Raw genomic sequence first — 14,965 nt, forward strand, 5'->3', positions numbered from 1 at the left:
CGGGCCCCGCCCGCTGGGTCTCGGGCCTGGTCGTCTAGGTCAACGGCGGAGCCATCGCCTGACCCACCGCTTGGAGTGGGCCGCACGCCGCGTGGCGTGCGGCCCCGGCGTCACCAGGTGACGGGCACGCTCGACACGCCGCCGGTGAGGCGGTTGGTGCGCACGTCGAGCTCGTCGACCGGCACGGCCAGGCGCATGTGCGGGAAGCGGCGGAAGAGCGTGCCGAACACGACCCGCAGCTCGGTGCGCGCGAGGCTCGCGCCGATGCAGAAGAAGCCGCCGTAGCCGAACGCGATGTGCGAATTGGGCTTGCGCTCGGCGTCGAACTCGTCCGGGTCGGCGAACACGCTCGCGTCGCGGTTGGCCGACGCGGTCGAGATCATCACGGCGTCGCCCCGGTTGATGGTGACCCCGCCGAGCTCCACGTCCTCGTGGGCGTAGCGCAACAGGCCCAGCCCACCCGGCGCGGACATCCGCAGGATCTCCTCGACGGTGGTGTGCAGCCGGCCTTCGACGTCCCCGGCCAGCGCGTCGCGCCGGGCCGGTTCGGTGAGCAGGAACAGCACGCCGAGGTCGATGCGGTTCGACGTGGTCTCGTGGCCGGCGAACAGCAGCCCCGCCGCGAGGCGGGCCAGCTCGTCGTCGGTGAACGCCGGGTCGTCGGCCTGCGCGGCAACGAGATCCGACACCACGTCCGGCGCCGGCTCCGCGCGCTTCTTCGCCGCCAGCTCGGCCATGTAGGCCGTGAACTCGGCCATCGCGACCTGCGCGTCGCCGCCGCTGTCGAGCACGCCGATGCGGTCGGACAGGTCGCGGAACTTGGCGCGGTCGGCGTAGGGCACGCCGAGCAGTTCGCAGATCACCAGCACGGGCAACGGGAACGACAGGTACTCGTGCAGGTTCACCGGCGTGCCGCCGGCCGCGTCGTGCGCCGCCTCGAGCTCGTCGAGGCACCGGTCGGCCAGCGCCTGGATGTGCTCGCCGAGCTTGCGCATCCGGTTGGCCGAGAACGACGGCACGAGCAGGCGCCGCAACCGCGCGTGCTCGGCCTCCTCGTTCTCGTAGCTGCCCTGCGGGCCGGCCAGCACCGCCGCGTCCGACACCGCCGACGCCTCTTCGGGTTTCGGGTGCGAGCGGCCGAACCGCGCGTCGGCGAACACCGCGCGCGCCTCTTCGAAGCGCGTGACGAGCCAGGCCGGATCACCGGCCGGCGTCGTCACGCGCACGATCGGGCCTTCGCGGCGCAACACCTGGTACAGCGGCGCGATCTCCAGGACGTTGGGCCGGTCGAACGGGAGCCGCGGGCGCTCCGTGGTGGTCATCGGGACTCCTCCTCGGGTGACGGTTTCCGGGCCCGCGCACGCACCGTGGCGAGCCAGCTCTGTTCCTGCTCGCCGCGGCGCGCGACCTCGGCCAGCACGAGCCGGCTCCACGGGTCCTCCTGCGCGGCGGCGAGCTTGGCGAGGCGTTCGCACTGGGCGACGAGCGCGTGTTCCCGCGCGTCGAGCACGCGCAGGCGTTCCTCGGGTTCGAGCCAGCCGAACCCCGCGAGCCGCGCGAAGAACTCGGCGGGGTCGCCGGCCAGTTCGGCGGGCAGGTCCGCGAGCAGGTCGTGCAGCAGCTCGCGGCCGACGTCGGTGATCGTGTAGACGTGCCGGGGCGGCTTGCCGTCCTGCGCTTCGTCGACCCGCGTGACGGCGCCGGCTTCGGCGAAGCGGCGCAGCGTCGGGTAGAGCGAGTTGTTCGACAGCGCCCGGCCGCTGGATTCCTCGACCTGCTTGCGCAGCTCGTACCCGTGCAGGGGCTGCGCGGCGAGCTTGGCCAGGAGCAGGACGTCGATCCACATCTAGGTCACCGTAACCTAGGTCTCGGTGACCCAGCAACGGCCGAACGGCGGCAGCCGGGGGAAAATCGCCGTCAGGCGCGCAGCACGGCGGCGCCGGCGAACCGGCCCGCGGCGAGGTCCGAGAGGGCCCGGTCCGCGTCGGCCAGCGAGTACGGCGTGGTCGTCACGTGCAGCCGGTGGCGCCCGGCGAAGTCCAGGAACTCGCGGGCGTCGGCCCGGGTGTTGGCCGTGACGCTGCGGACTTGCCGCTCCTGGAACAGGTGCCGCTGGTAGTTGAGCTCCGGCACGTCGGTGAGGTGGATCCCGGCGATCGCGAGCGTGCCGCCGCGGTCGAGCGCGGCCAGCGCGACCGGCACGAGCCCGCCCGCGGGCGCGAACAGGATCGCCGAGTCCAGCGGCTCGGGCGGCGCCGCGTCGGCGGGCCCGGCCGAAGCCGCGCCGAGTTCGAGCGCGAGCTCTTGCGCCGCGCGGCCGCGGGTCAGCACGTGGACCGTGGCACCGCGTGCGATCGCCACCTGCGCCGCGAGGTGCGCGCTGCCGCCGAAGCCGTACAGACCGAGCCGGCCGCCTTCGGGCACTTCGGCCCGCAGCAGCGCGCGGTACCCGATGAGCCCGGCGCACAGCAGGGGCGCCAGTTCGTCGTCGGTGTACCCGGCGGGCAGGTGGTGCGCGTACGCCGCCGGGACGACCGCGTACTCGGCGTACCCGCCGTCGGCGTCCCAGCCCGTGTACCGCGAGTACGGGCACAGGTTTTCCGCGCCCCGCAGGCAGAACTTGCACTCGCCGCACGTGTGGCGCAGCCAGGCGACCCCGACGCGGTCGCCGGGCCCGAACCCGCGTGCGGTCTCCCCCATCGCGACCACTTCGCCGACCACCTCGTGCCCCGGGGTCACCGCGGGCCGGTGGACCGGCAGATCACCTTCGACGACGTGGAGGTCGGTGCGGCACACCCCGCACACGAGCACCCGCACCAGCAGCTCGTCCGGCGCCGGTTCGGGAACCGGGCCGGCCGAGAGCCGCAGCGGGCCGGTGCCGATCGGGCCGGGCGCGGTGACGCGCCACGAGCGCATGGTCGCGGGCACTCCCGTCATGACCGCTCCTTCGTCCGGGTAACCCGAACGTACCGCGCGCGGTGCGGGACGGCGGGCGCTGCGCCGCCCCGCACCACCCGGTCGGTCAGCGGCCGCCCCACTGGAAGGTGACGGTGGCGCCCGGTCCGGCGGTCGCGTCGAACGAACGATCAACCGACACCACAGTGAACTTCTGCTCCATCTTCGCGGTGTTCACCGCGACGACGGTGGTCGAGCGGTCGGGGTTCGTGAACGCGACCGCCTCGATCGGCGTGCTGTTCCCGCTGGTGTAGACCACGGACGCGGCGACGTGCACTGCGCCCGGCGGCACGAACTTCGAGAAGTGCTCGAGGTCGCGGTACTGGTCGTTGTAGGTCACGGCCTTGGTCTGCGAGTTCACGGTGATCGTGCCGTTGCAGGTGCCGCAGCCGCCCAGGTGCGGGCCGTGGTTCTCGTCGAGCGCGATGTTCCAGTCGATCGAGCTGCGGCCCCAGTTCTTCATCACGCCGAGGATCGTCGAGGAGTCGCCGCCCTCGCACTCGGTCATGAAGATGTCCTTGCCGGGAAACGATGCCTTGAGCGGTGTCTGGGCGTCCGGCGAACCGTAGTAGCAGTGGTAAGCGGTGCCCGCCAGCCACTTCGCGGCCGGCGTCGAGAGCAGGTCGTACGGGTACTCCGGCTGCGGATCCTCCCCCGCGCGCTGGTGCGAGGCGATGTCACCCGGGTGCTCGGCCCAGTTGTGGTCGAAGCCGAGGATCTTCGTGTCGAGGTGCGCGCCGCGCAGCGCCGGGCCGAGGGCCTCCACGACCTTCGCCTCCTGCTGCCACGGCAGGTCGGTGCCCGGGTAGTTGTTCCGCTCCAGCGCCTGCGGTTCGTTCTGCACGGTCAGGTAGTCCACGTGCACACCGGCCTGCTGGTAGGCCTGCACGAACTTCACGAGGTAGAGCGCGTAGGCGCGGTAGATCTGCGGCGAGTCGATGAGCTTGCCGTCGATCATCGAGCCGGAGGTCTTCATCCAGCCCGGCATGCTCCAGGGGCTCGCCACGATCTGCAGCTTCGGGTTGAGCTTCTTCGCCTGCCGCACGAGCGGGAGGATCTGGGCCTCGTCGTGGGCGATGGAGAAGTGCTTCATGGCGTAGTCGGTCTGCCCGGCCGGCAGGTCGTCGTAGCTGTAGTCCTGGCCCACGGCGAAGTCCGACGCGCCGATGGGCTGGCGCAGGAAGGACAGGCCCGCGCCGGCGCGCGGGTCGAAGAGGTTCTTCATGACCTCGTCGCGGTCCTGCGGCGCGAGACCGTAGAGGACGTGGGCGGACGAATCGGTGATGGCCGCGCCGAACCCGGACACGGTCTGGAACTTCACGTTCGGATCGAGCCGGATCGTCGTCGGGGCGTCCGCGGCCGGGGTCTGCCACGGCAGCTGGGCGTCGACGGGCGTGGCGTCGCCGGGGTTCGTGAGCCACTCGTGGACGGTCTGCGAGACGGCGGCGGGCACCGCCGGGGCCTCGGCGGCCGGCACCGCTGACGCGGCCCGGGGTTCGGACGCGGCGGTCGCCGACCCGGCCGCCACGGTCACGACGGCCGCCGCGGCCGTCACCGAACACAGCACTCTTCGCAAGCGCGGCATGCAGATTCCTTCGCTTCACGGGGAAAACCCACCGGACACGGCGCGGGGACGGCGCCGCGGCGACCCCTGCCGCGTTGGCGGCCGCGACCGGGATCCGGCTCGACACAACCAAACCGCGCGCCCGGTGACAAGCTCCCGGCCGCCGTTTTCCCGTGGTTCAGGCGGTTTGCCCCGGCCGGGTGCCGCTCAGCGGTACCCCGCACGCCGGGATCCCGTTGCGCGGCAAGGCAATTCAGCCCGCCGAGTGGGTGCTCGTTATCGTGGCGCAGCCCGCCCCGGGAGTGTGAGGAGACTCGATGAGCACCGTGCGCCACGGCCTGTACCTGCCCCCGTTCGGGCCGTTCGGCGACCCCGCCGTGCTGGTGGACCTCGCCGTGCGCGCCGAGGCCGCCGGCTGGGACGGGGTGTTCCTGTGGGACCACGTCGCGAGCGGAACCGCACCGATCGCCGACCCGTGGACGACGCTCGGGGCGATCGCGCAGGCGACGCGCACGATCCGGCTCGGCCCGATGGTCACGCCCCCGGCGCGCCGCCGGCCGTGGGTGCTGGCGCGGCAGGCCTCGACCGTCAGCAGGCTCTCCGGCGGGCGGCTCGTCGTCGGCACCGGCCTCGGATCCGACGAATCCGGGGATTTCAGCCGCTTCGGCGAGCCCCTCGCCGACCGGTCGGCCAAGTTCGACGAGGCGCTCGGGCTCGTCCGCGCGATCTGGGCGGGCGAAGCCGTGCACCACCGGGGCACGCACTTCCAGGCCGACCTCGACGCGAGCGCGCCCGAGCCGCACCGCATCCCGATCTGGACGGCGATGTCCGCCGAGCACCCGCGGGTCCTCGCCCGCGCCGCCGCCGGCGACGGCATCTTCCCGCTGGCCGGACCCCACCCACCGGCGCCGGCGGACCTCGCCCGGCTCGTCGCCGCGGTGCGGCCGGCGGACCGGCCGTTCGACGTCGCGGTGGCCGGCAACGCGAGCCCCGCGTGGGAGGAGCCGCCGAAGGTCGATCTCGCCTCGCTCACCGAAGCGGGCATGACGTGGTGGCTGGAGTCGCTGATCCACTTCGACCCGCTGGAGCTGTCGCTGGCGGTGGTGGACGCCGGGCCGCCACGCGGGTGACGGCTCGCTCTGCCCGGCCCGCCACCGCCTGTTAGGTTCGAGGCAAGACCGGTTGAGCACCCAGCCGCCACCAGACCGCGTCCGGCACCGCGCCGGACGCAGGGCCTGCTGCCGGCGGATGCCCGGCGGGGCCCGTGAGCCGGGAGGAACCCGCCGTGACCGACGACCTCAGAGCGCCTCGCCTGCGGCGCGTGCCTTCGCTGGACATCACCGCGAAAAGCGGGTCCGGAACGACCATCGTCTCCGCGGCCGGTGAGATCGACACCGCCGTGTCGGACCTGCTGCGCGACCAGCTCGCCGCCGAACTCGAGGCGCGGCCGAAGGTGCTCGTCGCCGACCTGTCCGAGGTGCCGTTCTGCGATTCCAGCGGCCTGTCGGCGCTGATCGACATCCGCAACCGCGCGGGTGAGGCCGGCGTGCTGTTCCGGATCGTTACCCAGCAGCGCGGCCTGCTGCGCCCGATCGGCCTGCTGCACCTCGACGCGGTGCTCGAGATCCACCCGACGCTCGAAAAGGCCACGGAAGACGTTCCTTCTCCCTGATCCCGCCCGCGCCGGGGTGCGGGCCGGCGGTACTGGGCCTAATGTCCCCTCATGAGCGATCTGCCGCGGTTTCCCGACGGAGCGGGCGAGCCCCCACCGCCGTATTCCGAACCCCCGCGCCCTGACGTGCCCGCCACCATCACCGGCGCGTTCTGGGCGTTCATCGTCTCCACCGTGATCGGCATCGTCGGCGCGCTGCTGCTGTTCGGGCAGAAGAACGAGCTGATCGACGCCGCCCGCCGGGCCAACAGCGCGCTGAGCGAGGAGCAGCTCACCCAGGCCGCGAACATCGCGCTCGGAGTCGCCGTTGTCATCGCGATCGTCATCGCCCTGCTCTACGTGCTCTTCGCCGTGAAGCTGCGGGCGGGGCGCAACTGGGCGCGGATCGTGCTCACCGTGCTCACGGTCCTGCAGGTCCTGTCCCTGGTCGCGGGCAGCGGTGGCACCTGGCTGAGCTACCTGTCCGGGCTCGCGGCGGCGATCGGCGTGGTGCTCTCGTTCCTCGGCGATTCGAACACCTACATCGCGGCCTCGAAGCAGATCCGGCGATAACACCCGGCCGGCGGCTGGCGGCTCTAGTGCACTTGCACTACCGTGGGCACATCGGTTGAGCCACCAGCCGCCATCACTCCCGTGCGCCGGGAGGGCCGGTGCCGATCGGCTGGGTCCCGGACTCCGGCCCCTCTCCACCACTCCCCGGGCGGGGTGCGACCGACGAGAGGCGGGCCGCGATGAGCGCCCTACGCCACACGAAAGCACCACTACCGCCGACCGACCGCGTCGATCCGAAGGGCCTGCTGCGCCTGCACGTACACCGCCCCGTGCCGGGCGCGTCCGTGGTGGAGGTGGTCGGCGAAGTGGACTTGTGCACCGCGCCCCACTTGGCGGAGGTCCTGGAATCACGCATCCGCAGCACCGTCGGCGTCGTCATCGTCGACCTGGGCCGCACCACGTTCCTCGCCGTCGCGGGCCTGAAAGTGCTGCGCCGCATGCAGTTGCTGGCCGAACTCCTGGACACCGACTTCTACGTCGACCCCGGCGACTCCCACGCGGTCCGCCGGCTGCTGGACCTCCTGCCGCTCGGCTGCGAACGCCCGGGCTGCGCCGCCGGTCTCGCCGGCGTCGAGGTGCCCGGACAGCGGCGGCTGAACACCTGAGCGCCCGGGTCGCACCCCGACCCGCCTGAGCCGTTCACCCTCCGTTGGTTGCCCGGCCGGGACGGCCCTGTCCAAGATGTCGGGATGATCGAGCGCCACCACCACCGGCACCACCCCGACGACCAGGACGGGCTCGCCGAAGCCGCCGAGCACGCGGGTTTCGACCTCGGCACCGACCTCGCCCAGCCGGTGGCCGGGCACGAGCACACCGCCTTCGACGCGGAGACCGACCTCGGCGTCGACGGGGAGCCACCCGAACTGCGTGGCTGAGCACCGGAGCGCCCCCAGCACACGAGGATGGCCCCCGACCGGAGCCAGGTCAGGGGCCATCGTCTCGTCGGCCGACACGCTGTGTTCGCCTCTCGGCAAATCGCGCGACGCGGCTCCAGCCGGACGGAATTCCGCGAGGGCACAGGGGTGAGCCCGGGGGACACGAAGCGCATCGACCAGCTCGTTCAACATCACGAGCGGCGATCGGTATTCCCGCTCAGGCGGGCCCGGGGTCGCGGAAGTCGTCGGGGCTGACCTCGTCGAGCAGGTCACGGAACTGCCGGATCTGATCCTCACTGCTCTCGGCCGGGTCGCCACCCAGCGCTTCGGCCGGGTCGTCCCCGCCCGCCACCGTCACGTCGACGGCGGCCTCGGCGAGCACGTCCTCGGCGACCTCGATGGGCGCGTGGGCGCGCAGGCCCACGGCGATCGCGTCGCTGGGCCGCGCCGACACGCGCACGCCGTCGGCCAGCACGAGGTCGGCGTGGAAGATGCTGTCACGCAACTCCGTGACCTCGACTCTCTCGACGCGCTGCCCGAACGCGGAGAGCACTTCGAGGATCAGCTCCACCGTGCCCGGCCGGGCCGACACGACCTGCTCCTGCGCCGCCGCCAGCTCCTGCGCCTCGGGAGCGCCGATGGTGATCGCCAGCCAGCGGCGGAGTCCCGTCTCCTCGCGCAGCAGCACCACCGGGGCCACCTCCTGCGCGACGACGGCCAGCCCCTGGACTCGCACCTGCACCATTGTGGTTCACCTGCTTCCGAACTGGAGTCCCCGGAGGGACATACCCAGTGTCGCGCGTGAGCACGCGTGTGCGCGCGATCGGGTCAGGTAAAACTGGACACGGCGGCCACGAACTCGGCCGCCACGTCGTAGAGCTTGCGGTTCCCGTCCTGGGAACGCTTCACGAGCCGTTGAAAAGCTTCTTCCGCCGTGATGCGGTGAGCGGCCATCAGGATGCCCTTCGCCTGGTCGATGATCGCCCGCGTCTCGAGCGCCCGGTTGAGCTGCGCCACCAGCTCTTTCGCGTCGAAGTAGCGGCGGGCGCTGCGCAGGCCGAACACGACGGTCGCGGTGTAGAGCTCGAGGATCTTCACCTCGAGGTCGCTGAACCCGTGTTCACCGAAGCCGAACAGGTTCATCGCGCCCGTCATGTCGCCGTCGACGGTCAGCGGCGCCGCGAGGAAGCTGGCCACGCCGAGCTCTTCGGCGGCCGACACGAACTGCGGCCACTGGTCGCCCACGGCGCCGACCCCGACGCGCACCGGTGCGCCGGTCTCGGCCGCGCGCAGGCACGGGCCGTCCCCGACGCGGTACTGCTCGCGGTCGAAGTTCACCGCCCGCTGGTCGGTGCTCGCGACCGTCTCGGCGACGCCGTCCCGGACCAAGGTGATGCTGGCCATGTCGGCCCCGGCCACCACCTCGACGACGTGCTCGCAGACGGCCTGCAGCATCTGGCCCAGATCGAGCTCCTGGTGGTCCAGCATCGCGGTCAGCGACTCCATCGCCACGGTGACTTCGTCAAGCCGCGCGGATAGCCGGTTCCGGCCGCCGGTCATGTTCCCCAAGCCCCTTCTGTTGGTACGCGAAGGGCGCAGCTGACCAGGCGAGACCCGGGCGCGCGCCACCGATGGCCGCTAGCGCTTTAACGGGTCCGCGGGCGAGATTACTGCATCGGGATCACGTGTGCGGCAGGCGGTCGCCGCTGCTCGCGCGAGCCGGGAACCCGACGTGTCGAAGCACGCCCGAGTGGGTATGCGGAAGGCATGGACAACGATGGAGCCGGCAGCTCGCCGAACCACGGGATGCCCGCCGTCGACAAGCTGCTCGACGAGGTCGTCGAGTTGCGCCTGCCCGCGGAAACCGGGCAGATCCCGCTGGTGCGGATGCTCGCGCAGGCGGTCGCCGCCCGCGCCGACTACGGCCTCGATTCGATCGCCGACGCGAAGATGGCCGTGGACGAAGCGTGCGCGCAGCTCGTGGAACTCGCCGACCTCGGCTCGACGATGACGTGCCGGTTCCGCGTCGCGCCCGACAGCATCGACATCACGGTGGCGACCGACGTCCGCCACGCCCGGCTGCCCAGCGAACGCAGCTTCGGCTGGCACGTGCTCACCACCCTGGCCACCGCCGTGTCGGCGACCAGCTCCCCCGCGGCGGGCGCCGGCAACACCCTGGCCATCCGCCTGTCCCTCGGCCCGGAGACGATCCGGTGAACCAGCAGCCGATCACCCGGCGCCGCGACGAATACAGCCACACGGCTCCTCTCTTCGAAGAGTTCGTCGGCCTCGACGCGGACGACCCCCGTCGAACGCGCGTGCGCGAGCAGCTCGTGACGGAGTTCCTCCCCGTCGCCGAGCACATCGCCACGCGCTTCACCGGGCGTGGCGAGCCCCGGGAGGACCTCGTGCAGGTGGCCCGCATCGGGCTGATCAACGCCATCGACCGCTTCACCCCGGAGCGCGGCCCGGACTTCCTGTCCTTCGCCGTCCCCACGATCATGGGCGAGATCCGGCGCCACTTCCGCGACACCGGCTGGTCCGTCCGCGTGCCGCGGCGCCTGAAGGAACTGCACCTCGCCCTCAGCCACGGTTCGAGCGCGCTGTCGCAGACCCTCGGCCGCTCGCCCACGCCGACCGAGCTGGCCGAGCACCTCGGCCTCGACGTGTCCGAAGTGCACGAAGGTCTCATCGCCGGCAACGCGTACCAGACGCTGTCGGTCGACAAGCCGGTGCACGACGACGCGGAACCCCTTTCGCTCGCGGACACCCTCGGCGAAGAGGATTCGGAACTGGAGCACATCGAAAACCACGAAGCTCTTCAGCCACTGCTGCGCGAACTCCCGAAACGCGAACGCGCGATCCTCGTGATGCGCTTCTTCGGCGGGCTCACGCAAACGCAGATCGCCGACCGCGTCGGCATTTCCCAGATGCACGTGTCCCGCCTGCTGTCGCAGACGCTCGAACAGCTCCGCGGAAAACTGACCGGCGACCCCTGACCCCGAGCCGAAAGCTTTTCACCACAAGGCTTTTCGACCGCCGTCTAACCGCTGGGCGTTACAGGAATTCCGCGATCTCACCCACGAGAGCGACCCACGCCGCAGCCCGTTGTCGGGCCACCCGTCATCTGCAAGGATTCACTTCCCGTCCACGACGAAGGAGTGTCCGGTGGCTTCGATCCTCAACCCCTACATCAGCTTCCGCGACGACGCCCGGCAGGCCATGCAGTTCTACCGGGACGTGTTCGGCGGGGAGCTCACCCTGAACACCTTCGGCGAGTCCGGCATGCCGGACGCCCCGGAGGCCGACAAGATCATGCACGCGCAATTGCAGACCGACAGCGGTTTCACGTTGATGGCGGCCGACACCCCGCCGGGGATGGACCACAACCCCGGCACCAACATCTCGATCAGCCTCAGCGGCGACGAGGGCGACCGGCTGCGCGGGTACTGGGCCAAGCTCGCCGACGGCGGCACCGTCGCCGTCCCCCTGGAGAAGCAGATGTGGGGCGACGAGTTCGGCATGTGCGTGGACAAGTTCGGGATCGGCTGGATGGTCAACATCTCCCAGCCGCAGGGCTGAGCACCCCGTCCACCACCGCGCCCGGTCCGATCGGAACGCAGCCGAACGGGCCGGGCGCGTTCGTGGTGCGGACGCGCGCCGGCCGAGCCGGTTGCGCGTGGCTGCACCCGGGTAACCGTCGCTGGTCCGCCGACACCCGGAAACCGGAAAGGGATGGCCTGATGCGCGTCGTGATCGTGGGTGGCGGGTTCGCCGGGTACCACGCGGCGAAACGCCTGTTGAAGACCGCCGGCGACGACGTCGAGGTCGTCGTGGTCAACCCCACCGACTACTTCCTGTACCTGCCGCTCCTGCCCGAGGTCTCGGCCGGGCTCCTGGACCCGCGCAGCATCACCGTCTCCATCCCCGCCACGCTGCCGGGCGTGCGGCTCGCGCTCGGCACGGTGTCCGGTGTGGACTTCGGCGCGCGCACGGTGACCTACACCGACCCCGAGGACCGCACGCGGCACCTGTCCTACGACCGCCTCGTGCTGGCGGCCGGCAGCGTCAACCGGCTGCTGCCGATCCCCGGCGTGGCCGAGAACGCGCACGGGTTCCGCGGCGTGCCCGAAGCGCTGTACCTGCGCGACCACATCACGCGCCAGATCGAACTCGCGGCCGCGGCGACCGACCCGCAGGAGCGCGCCGCGCGCTGCACGTTCGCGGTGGTGGGCGCCGGGTACACGGGCACGGAAGTGGCCGCGCAGGGGCCGGCGTTCACCGACGCCCTCGTCGCCCGCCACCCCGAGCTGCGGGGACAGCCGGTGCGGTGGCTGCTGCTCGACATCGCCGACCGCGTGCTGCCCGAACTGTCGAAGCACCTGGCCAAGACCGCCGACACCGTGCTGCGCGAACGCGGGATCGAGGTCCTGACGAACACTTCGGTGAAGGAGGCGACCCCGGACGGGGTCACGCTCACGTCCGGCGACCGGGTGCCGACCCGCACGCTCGTGTGGTGCGTCGGGGTGCGGCCCGACCCGCTCGTGGCCGACCTCGGCCTCCCCACCGCCAAGGACCGGATCGTGGTGACCACCGAGCTCGGCGTACCCGGCTACCCGGAGGTGTTCGCCTGCGGCGACGCCGCGGCGGTCCCCGACTTGACCCGGCCCGGCGAGTACACGGCGATGACCGCGCAGCACGCCGAACGCCAGGGCAAGCTCGCCGGCCGGAACGTCGCCGCTTCACTGGGTTACGGCCAGGCCGGCACCTACCGCCACCACGACCTCGGGTTCGTGGTCGACCTCGGCGCCGGGCACGCGGCCGCGAACCCGCTGCACCTGCCGCTGTCGGGGTTTCCCGCGAAGCTCGTGACCCGCGGCTACCACCTGCTGGCGATGCCGGGCAACCGGTTGCGCACCGCCACCGGCTGGGCGCTCGCCACCGTGAGCAAGCGACCGACCGTCCAATTGGGACTGGTACGCGGGCCGTCCGTGCCGCTGAACACGGATTCCCCGGAGCTGCCGCACCGCCACTGAGCCGACGCCGTGTTCCACAGTGGACTGATCAAGCCTTGACCTCGACGGCCGCGCCCACGGGCAGGCCGGCGAAGAACGCCTCCGAGTCGGCGTCGCTCAGGTGGATGCAACCGTGCGAGGGCTTGTCCAGCGGCCCGGCGTGGAACGCGATGCCGCCGGGCGCGAAGAACACGGAGTTGGGCATCGGGTCGCCGTACTCACTACTGGTGTGGACCTTGTCCTTCCACGCGACCGCGAACGTGCCGACGGGTGTCGGCTGGCTCGCGTCCCCCGGCTCCATCGCGACCGGGCCGCGCACGACGACACCGTCCTTCAGCAACCACGCCAGCCGCAGCGACAGGCTCGCGCACGCGCCGGTCGTCACGGCACAGGGCGGGGACGGCGGTGGCGGCGCGGTGGTCGACGTCGGGGTGGTGACCCTGGCCGGGGCGGTCTGCGGAGCGAGGCTCGAGGCCTCCGCCAGCGGTTTCGGAGTGGGCTCCCGGGGTACCGAACACGCCGTCACCGCCGCCGCCGCGGCCACTGCCAACAGTCCGGCCGCGTAGATCTTCGCCTGCATCAACACTCCCGTCCGTCCGGTCCGGGGTGGTCGACGAGTGAGCGGACCGGAAGGTTGAGCCCGTGATCGCCGACACTACCGAGCAGGAATGTTGACGCATCAGCAAATTGTTCGTTAGGTTCGACGGAGGACCTCGCGAGGAAGTGGACATGGAACTCGGTATCTACAGCTTCGGCGACCGGCCCGCCGACCCGCTCACCGGTGAACAGGTGCCGGTCGCACAGCGGCTCGCCGAAACGATCGAGCGCATCAAGCTCGCCGACGAGCTCGGTCTCGGGTTCTACGGGCTCGGCGAGCACCACCTGCAGCAGTACGCGATCTCCAACCCCGCGACCGTGCTGGCCGCGGCCGCGAGCGTCACCGAGCACATCACGCTCGCCAGCGCCGTCACCGTGCTCTCCACCGAGGACCCGGTGCGCGTGTACCAGCAGTTCACCACGCTCGACCAGCTGTCGGCCGGCCGCGCGGAACTGCTCGCCGGGCGCGGCTCGTTCACCGAGTCGTTCCCGCTCTTCGGCGCGGACCTCGGCGACTACGACGAGCTGTTCGAGGAGAAGCTCGCCCTGCTGCTGCGCATCGACCGCGAAGACCCGATCACGTGGTCCGGCCGCTTCCGCCCGCCGCTGGACAACGCGCACATCTACCCGCGACCCTACGGCCGGCGGCTGCGCATCTCCGTCGGCACCGGCGGCAACCCGGAGTCCTCGATCCGCGCCGGCCTGCTCGGCCTGCCGGTCGTCTACGCCGTGATCGGCGGCGAGCCGGAGCGGTTCGCGCCGCTCGTGGACCTCTACCGCCGCGCGGGCGAGGCCGGCGACCACACCGCCGACGACCTCGAGGTGACCATGGGCGCCATCGGCTTCGTCGCCGAGAACTCCCAGGACGCCAAGGAAACCTTCTTCCCCTACTGGCTCGAGACGATGAAGTGGGGCGCCCGCTCCCGCGGCTGGGCCGTGCCGACGCGCGCCGAGTACGACCAGTACACCGCCGGCGCCCGCGCCCTGTTCGTCGGCAGCCCCGGCGAGATCGCCGACCGGCTGATCTCGGTCGGCAAGCTCACGGGCGCGAAGCGCTACGCCATGCAGATGGACTGGTCCGGCGTGCCCCACGCGAAGGTGATGCGGGCGATCGAACTGCTGGGCACCGAGGTGCTGCCGCAGATCCGCAAGGAGTTCGGCTGAGCCGTCAGCAGAACTGCTTCGCTCCCCCGGCGAGCAGCGCCGCTCGTTCCACCGCCACGCGCAGCAGATCCCTTGGCGCGCAACACGTTTCCACCAGTCCGGCGACCAGCGCGCCTTCCGGGGTGTAGGTGCGGGTACCCCGCCGCAGCGCGGGCCAGGCCGGGCCGGCGTGCCGGCGCAGCACGGCCTCGACCGGATCCGACACCGGAGCCGGGGTGCCCAGGCCGAGGCGGCCGCCGGACATGACGCGCAGGTCCGCGGCGGCCGCGAGGGCGTAACCGGCGCCCAGCGCGTCGCCGCCGAGTGCGGCGACCACCGGGGCCGGGTGGTGGGCGATCGCGAGCACGGCCCGTTCGAGCCGGTCGGTGGCGCCGCCCGCGAAGCCGCGGGCGAACACGTCCTCACCGCCGGTCAGGACGACCGCGTGCGAGCCGCCGAGGTAGGCCAGCGCGGCGGTGATCCGGTCCAGCGCCTCGGGGACCAAGGCGCCGCAAGGATTTTCGTGCATCCGGACCACCGCGACACCGTGGTCGTGCTCCAGGTCGATCATGCGCCGTCCTCCCGGGAACTC

Annotated in this window: 18 protein-coding genes; 10 read left to right on the forward strand and 8 right to left on the reverse strand. The window is 71.8% G+C overall.

The annotated features are described in order from the left end of the window. Positions 1 to 110: 110 nt before the first annotated feature. The 4 genes from ACIA77_RS44475 to ACIA77_RS44490 form a co-directional block, all read right to left on the reverse strand. On the reverse strand, positions 111 to 1,322 hold the full coding sequence (locus ACIA77_RS44475) for a cytochrome P450 (RefSeq protein WP_395892214.1): 1,212 nt from the start codon (positions 1,320 to 1,322) through the stop codon (positions 111 to 113). Continuing rightward, positions 1,319 to 1,846 (reverse strand): PadR family transcriptional regulator, encoded by a 528-nt coding sequence (locus ACIA77_RS44480; protein WP_395892215.1) that lies wholly within the window; start codon positions 1,844 to 1,846, stop codon positions 1,319 to 1,321. Before ACIA77_RS44480 ends, ACIA77_RS44475 begins: the two co-directional genes overlap by 4 nt. Positions 1,847 to 1,917: 71 nt before the next feature. Beyond that, complete coding sequence (locus tag ACIA77_RS44485; protein WP_395892290.1) at positions 1,918 to 2,916, reverse strand: zinc-binding alcohol dehydrogenase family protein; 999 nt, start codon at positions 2,914 to 2,916, stop codon at positions 1,918 to 1,920. Positions 2,917 to 3,022: 106 nt separating this feature from the next. After that, positions 3,023 to 4,540, reverse strand: a complete 1,518-nt coding sequence (locus ACIA77_RS44490) for a glycoside hydrolase family 30 beta sandwich domain-containing protein (protein ID WP_395892216.1) — start codon at positions 4,538 to 4,540, stop codon at positions 3,023 to 3,025. Positions 4,541 to 4,836: 296 nt separating this feature from the next. Between ACIA77_RS44490 and ACIA77_RS44495 the strand changes: the two genes are divergently transcribed. From ACIA77_RS44495 to ACIA77_RS44515, 5 genes are all read left to right on the forward strand, one after another. Next, on the forward strand, positions 4,837 to 5,649 hold the full coding sequence (locus ACIA77_RS44495) for an LLM class flavin-dependent oxidoreductase (RefSeq protein ID WP_395892217.1): 813 nt from the start codon (positions 4,837 to 4,839) through the stop codon (positions 5,647 to 5,649). Positions 5,650 to 5,804: 155 nt separating this feature from the next. Further along, positions 5,805 to 6,191, forward strand: coding sequence for an STAS domain-containing protein (locus ACIA77_RS44500; RefSeq protein WP_395892218.1), 387 nt, complete (start codon positions 5,805 to 5,807; stop codon positions 6,189 to 6,191). A gap of 51 nt (positions 6,192 to 6,242) precedes the next feature. Next, positions 6,243 to 6,743, forward strand: a complete 501-nt coding sequence (locus ACIA77_RS44505; protein WP_395892219.1) for a hypothetical protein — start codon at positions 6,243 to 6,245, stop codon at positions 6,741 to 6,743. Between the two features lie 179 nt (positions 6,744 to 6,922). After that, a complete protein-coding gene (locus tag ACIA77_RS44510) occupies positions 6,923 to 7,348 on the forward strand; it encodes an STAS domain-containing protein (RefSeq protein WP_395892220.1) in 426 nt (141 codons plus the stop codon). An 84-nt stretch (positions 7,349 to 7,432) separates the two neighbouring features. Beyond that, on the forward strand, positions 7,433 to 7,618 hold the full coding sequence (locus ACIA77_RS44515) for a hypothetical protein (RefSeq protein ID WP_395892221.1): 186 nt from the start codon (positions 7,433 to 7,435) through the stop codon (positions 7,616 to 7,618). A gap of 217 nt (positions 7,619 to 7,835) precedes the next feature. On the opposite strand, the gene ACIA77_RS44520 is transcribed toward ACIA77_RS44515, so the two are convergent. Beyond that, positions 7,836 to 8,363 carry a bifunctional nuclease family protein gene (locus ACIA77_RS44520; protein WP_395892222.1) on the reverse strand — a complete coding sequence of 176 codons (528 nt, stop codon included), beginning with the start codon at positions 8,361 to 8,363 and terminating at the stop codon, positions 7,836 to 7,838. Between the two features lie 83 nt (positions 8,364 to 8,446). Further along, positions 8,447 to 9,178: an ANTAR domain-containing response regulator gene (locus tag ACIA77_RS44525; RefSeq protein WP_395892223.1), complete on the reverse strand. Its 732-nt coding sequence runs from the start codon at positions 9,176 to 9,178 to the stop codon at positions 8,447 to 8,449. A gap of 207 nt (positions 9,179 to 9,385) precedes the next feature. Here ACIA77_RS44525 and ACIA77_RS44530 point away from each other — a divergent pair, with 207 nt between their 5' ends. The 4 genes from ACIA77_RS44530 (at position 9,386) to ACIA77_RS44545 (ending at position 12,654) form a co-directional block, all read left to right on the forward strand. Continuing rightward, positions 9,386 to 9,835: an ATP-binding protein gene (locus ACIA77_RS44530; RefSeq protein ID WP_395892224.1), complete on the forward strand. Its 450-nt coding sequence runs from the start codon at positions 9,386 to 9,388 to the stop codon at positions 9,833 to 9,835. Beyond that, positions 9,832 to 10,617, forward strand: coding sequence for a SigB/SigF/SigG family RNA polymerase sigma factor (locus ACIA77_RS44535; RefSeq protein WP_395892225.1), 786 nt, complete (start codon positions 9,832 to 9,834; stop codon positions 10,615 to 10,617). The genes ACIA77_RS44530 and ACIA77_RS44535 overlap by 4 nt, the downstream gene beginning before the upstream one ends. Before the next feature lie 169 nt (positions 10,618 to 10,786). Then, positions 10,787 to 11,200 (forward strand): VOC family protein, encoded by a 414-nt coding sequence (locus ACIA77_RS44540; protein WP_395892226.1) that lies wholly within the window; start codon positions 10,787 to 10,789, stop codon positions 11,198 to 11,200. Between the two features lie 161 nt (positions 11,201 to 11,361). After that, a complete protein-coding gene (locus ACIA77_RS44545; protein WP_395892227.1) occupies positions 11,362 to 12,654 on the forward strand; it encodes an NAD(P)/FAD-dependent oxidoreductase in 1,293 nt (430 codons plus the stop codon). 28 nt (positions 12,655 to 12,682) lie between these two features. Here ACIA77_RS44545 and ACIA77_RS44550 read toward each other — a convergent pair whose 3' ends face one another. After that, positions 12,683 to 13,213 carry a L,D-transpeptidase gene (locus ACIA77_RS44550; RefSeq protein WP_395892228.1) on the reverse strand — a complete coding sequence of 177 codons (531 nt, stop codon included), beginning with the start codon at positions 13,211 to 13,213 and terminating at the stop codon, positions 12,683 to 12,685. A 149-nt stretch (positions 13,214 to 13,362) separates the two neighbouring features. On the opposite strand from ACIA77_RS44550, the gene ACIA77_RS44555 reads away from it, so the two are divergent. Continuing rightward, positions 13,363 to 14,394: an LLM class flavin-dependent oxidoreductase gene (locus ACIA77_RS44555; RefSeq protein ID WP_395892229.1), complete on the forward strand. Its 1,032-nt coding sequence runs from the start codon at positions 13,363 to 13,365 to the stop codon at positions 14,392 to 14,394. 4 nt (positions 14,395 to 14,398) lie between these two features. On the opposite strand, the gene ACIA77_RS44560 is transcribed toward ACIA77_RS44555, so the two are convergent. After that, complete coding sequence (locus ACIA77_RS44560; protein ID WP_395892230.1) at positions 14,399 to 14,944, reverse strand: enoyl-CoA hydratase-related protein; 546 nt, start codon at positions 14,942 to 14,944, stop codon at positions 14,399 to 14,401. Positions 14,945 to 14,965 lie beyond the last annotated feature (21 nt).

The organism is Amycolatopsis sp. NPDC051903 (assembly GCF_044452505.1).
In the GTDB taxonomy this organism is placed as follows: domain Bacteria; phylum Actinomycetota; class Actinomycetes; order Mycobacteriales; family Pseudonocardiaceae; genus Amycolatopsis.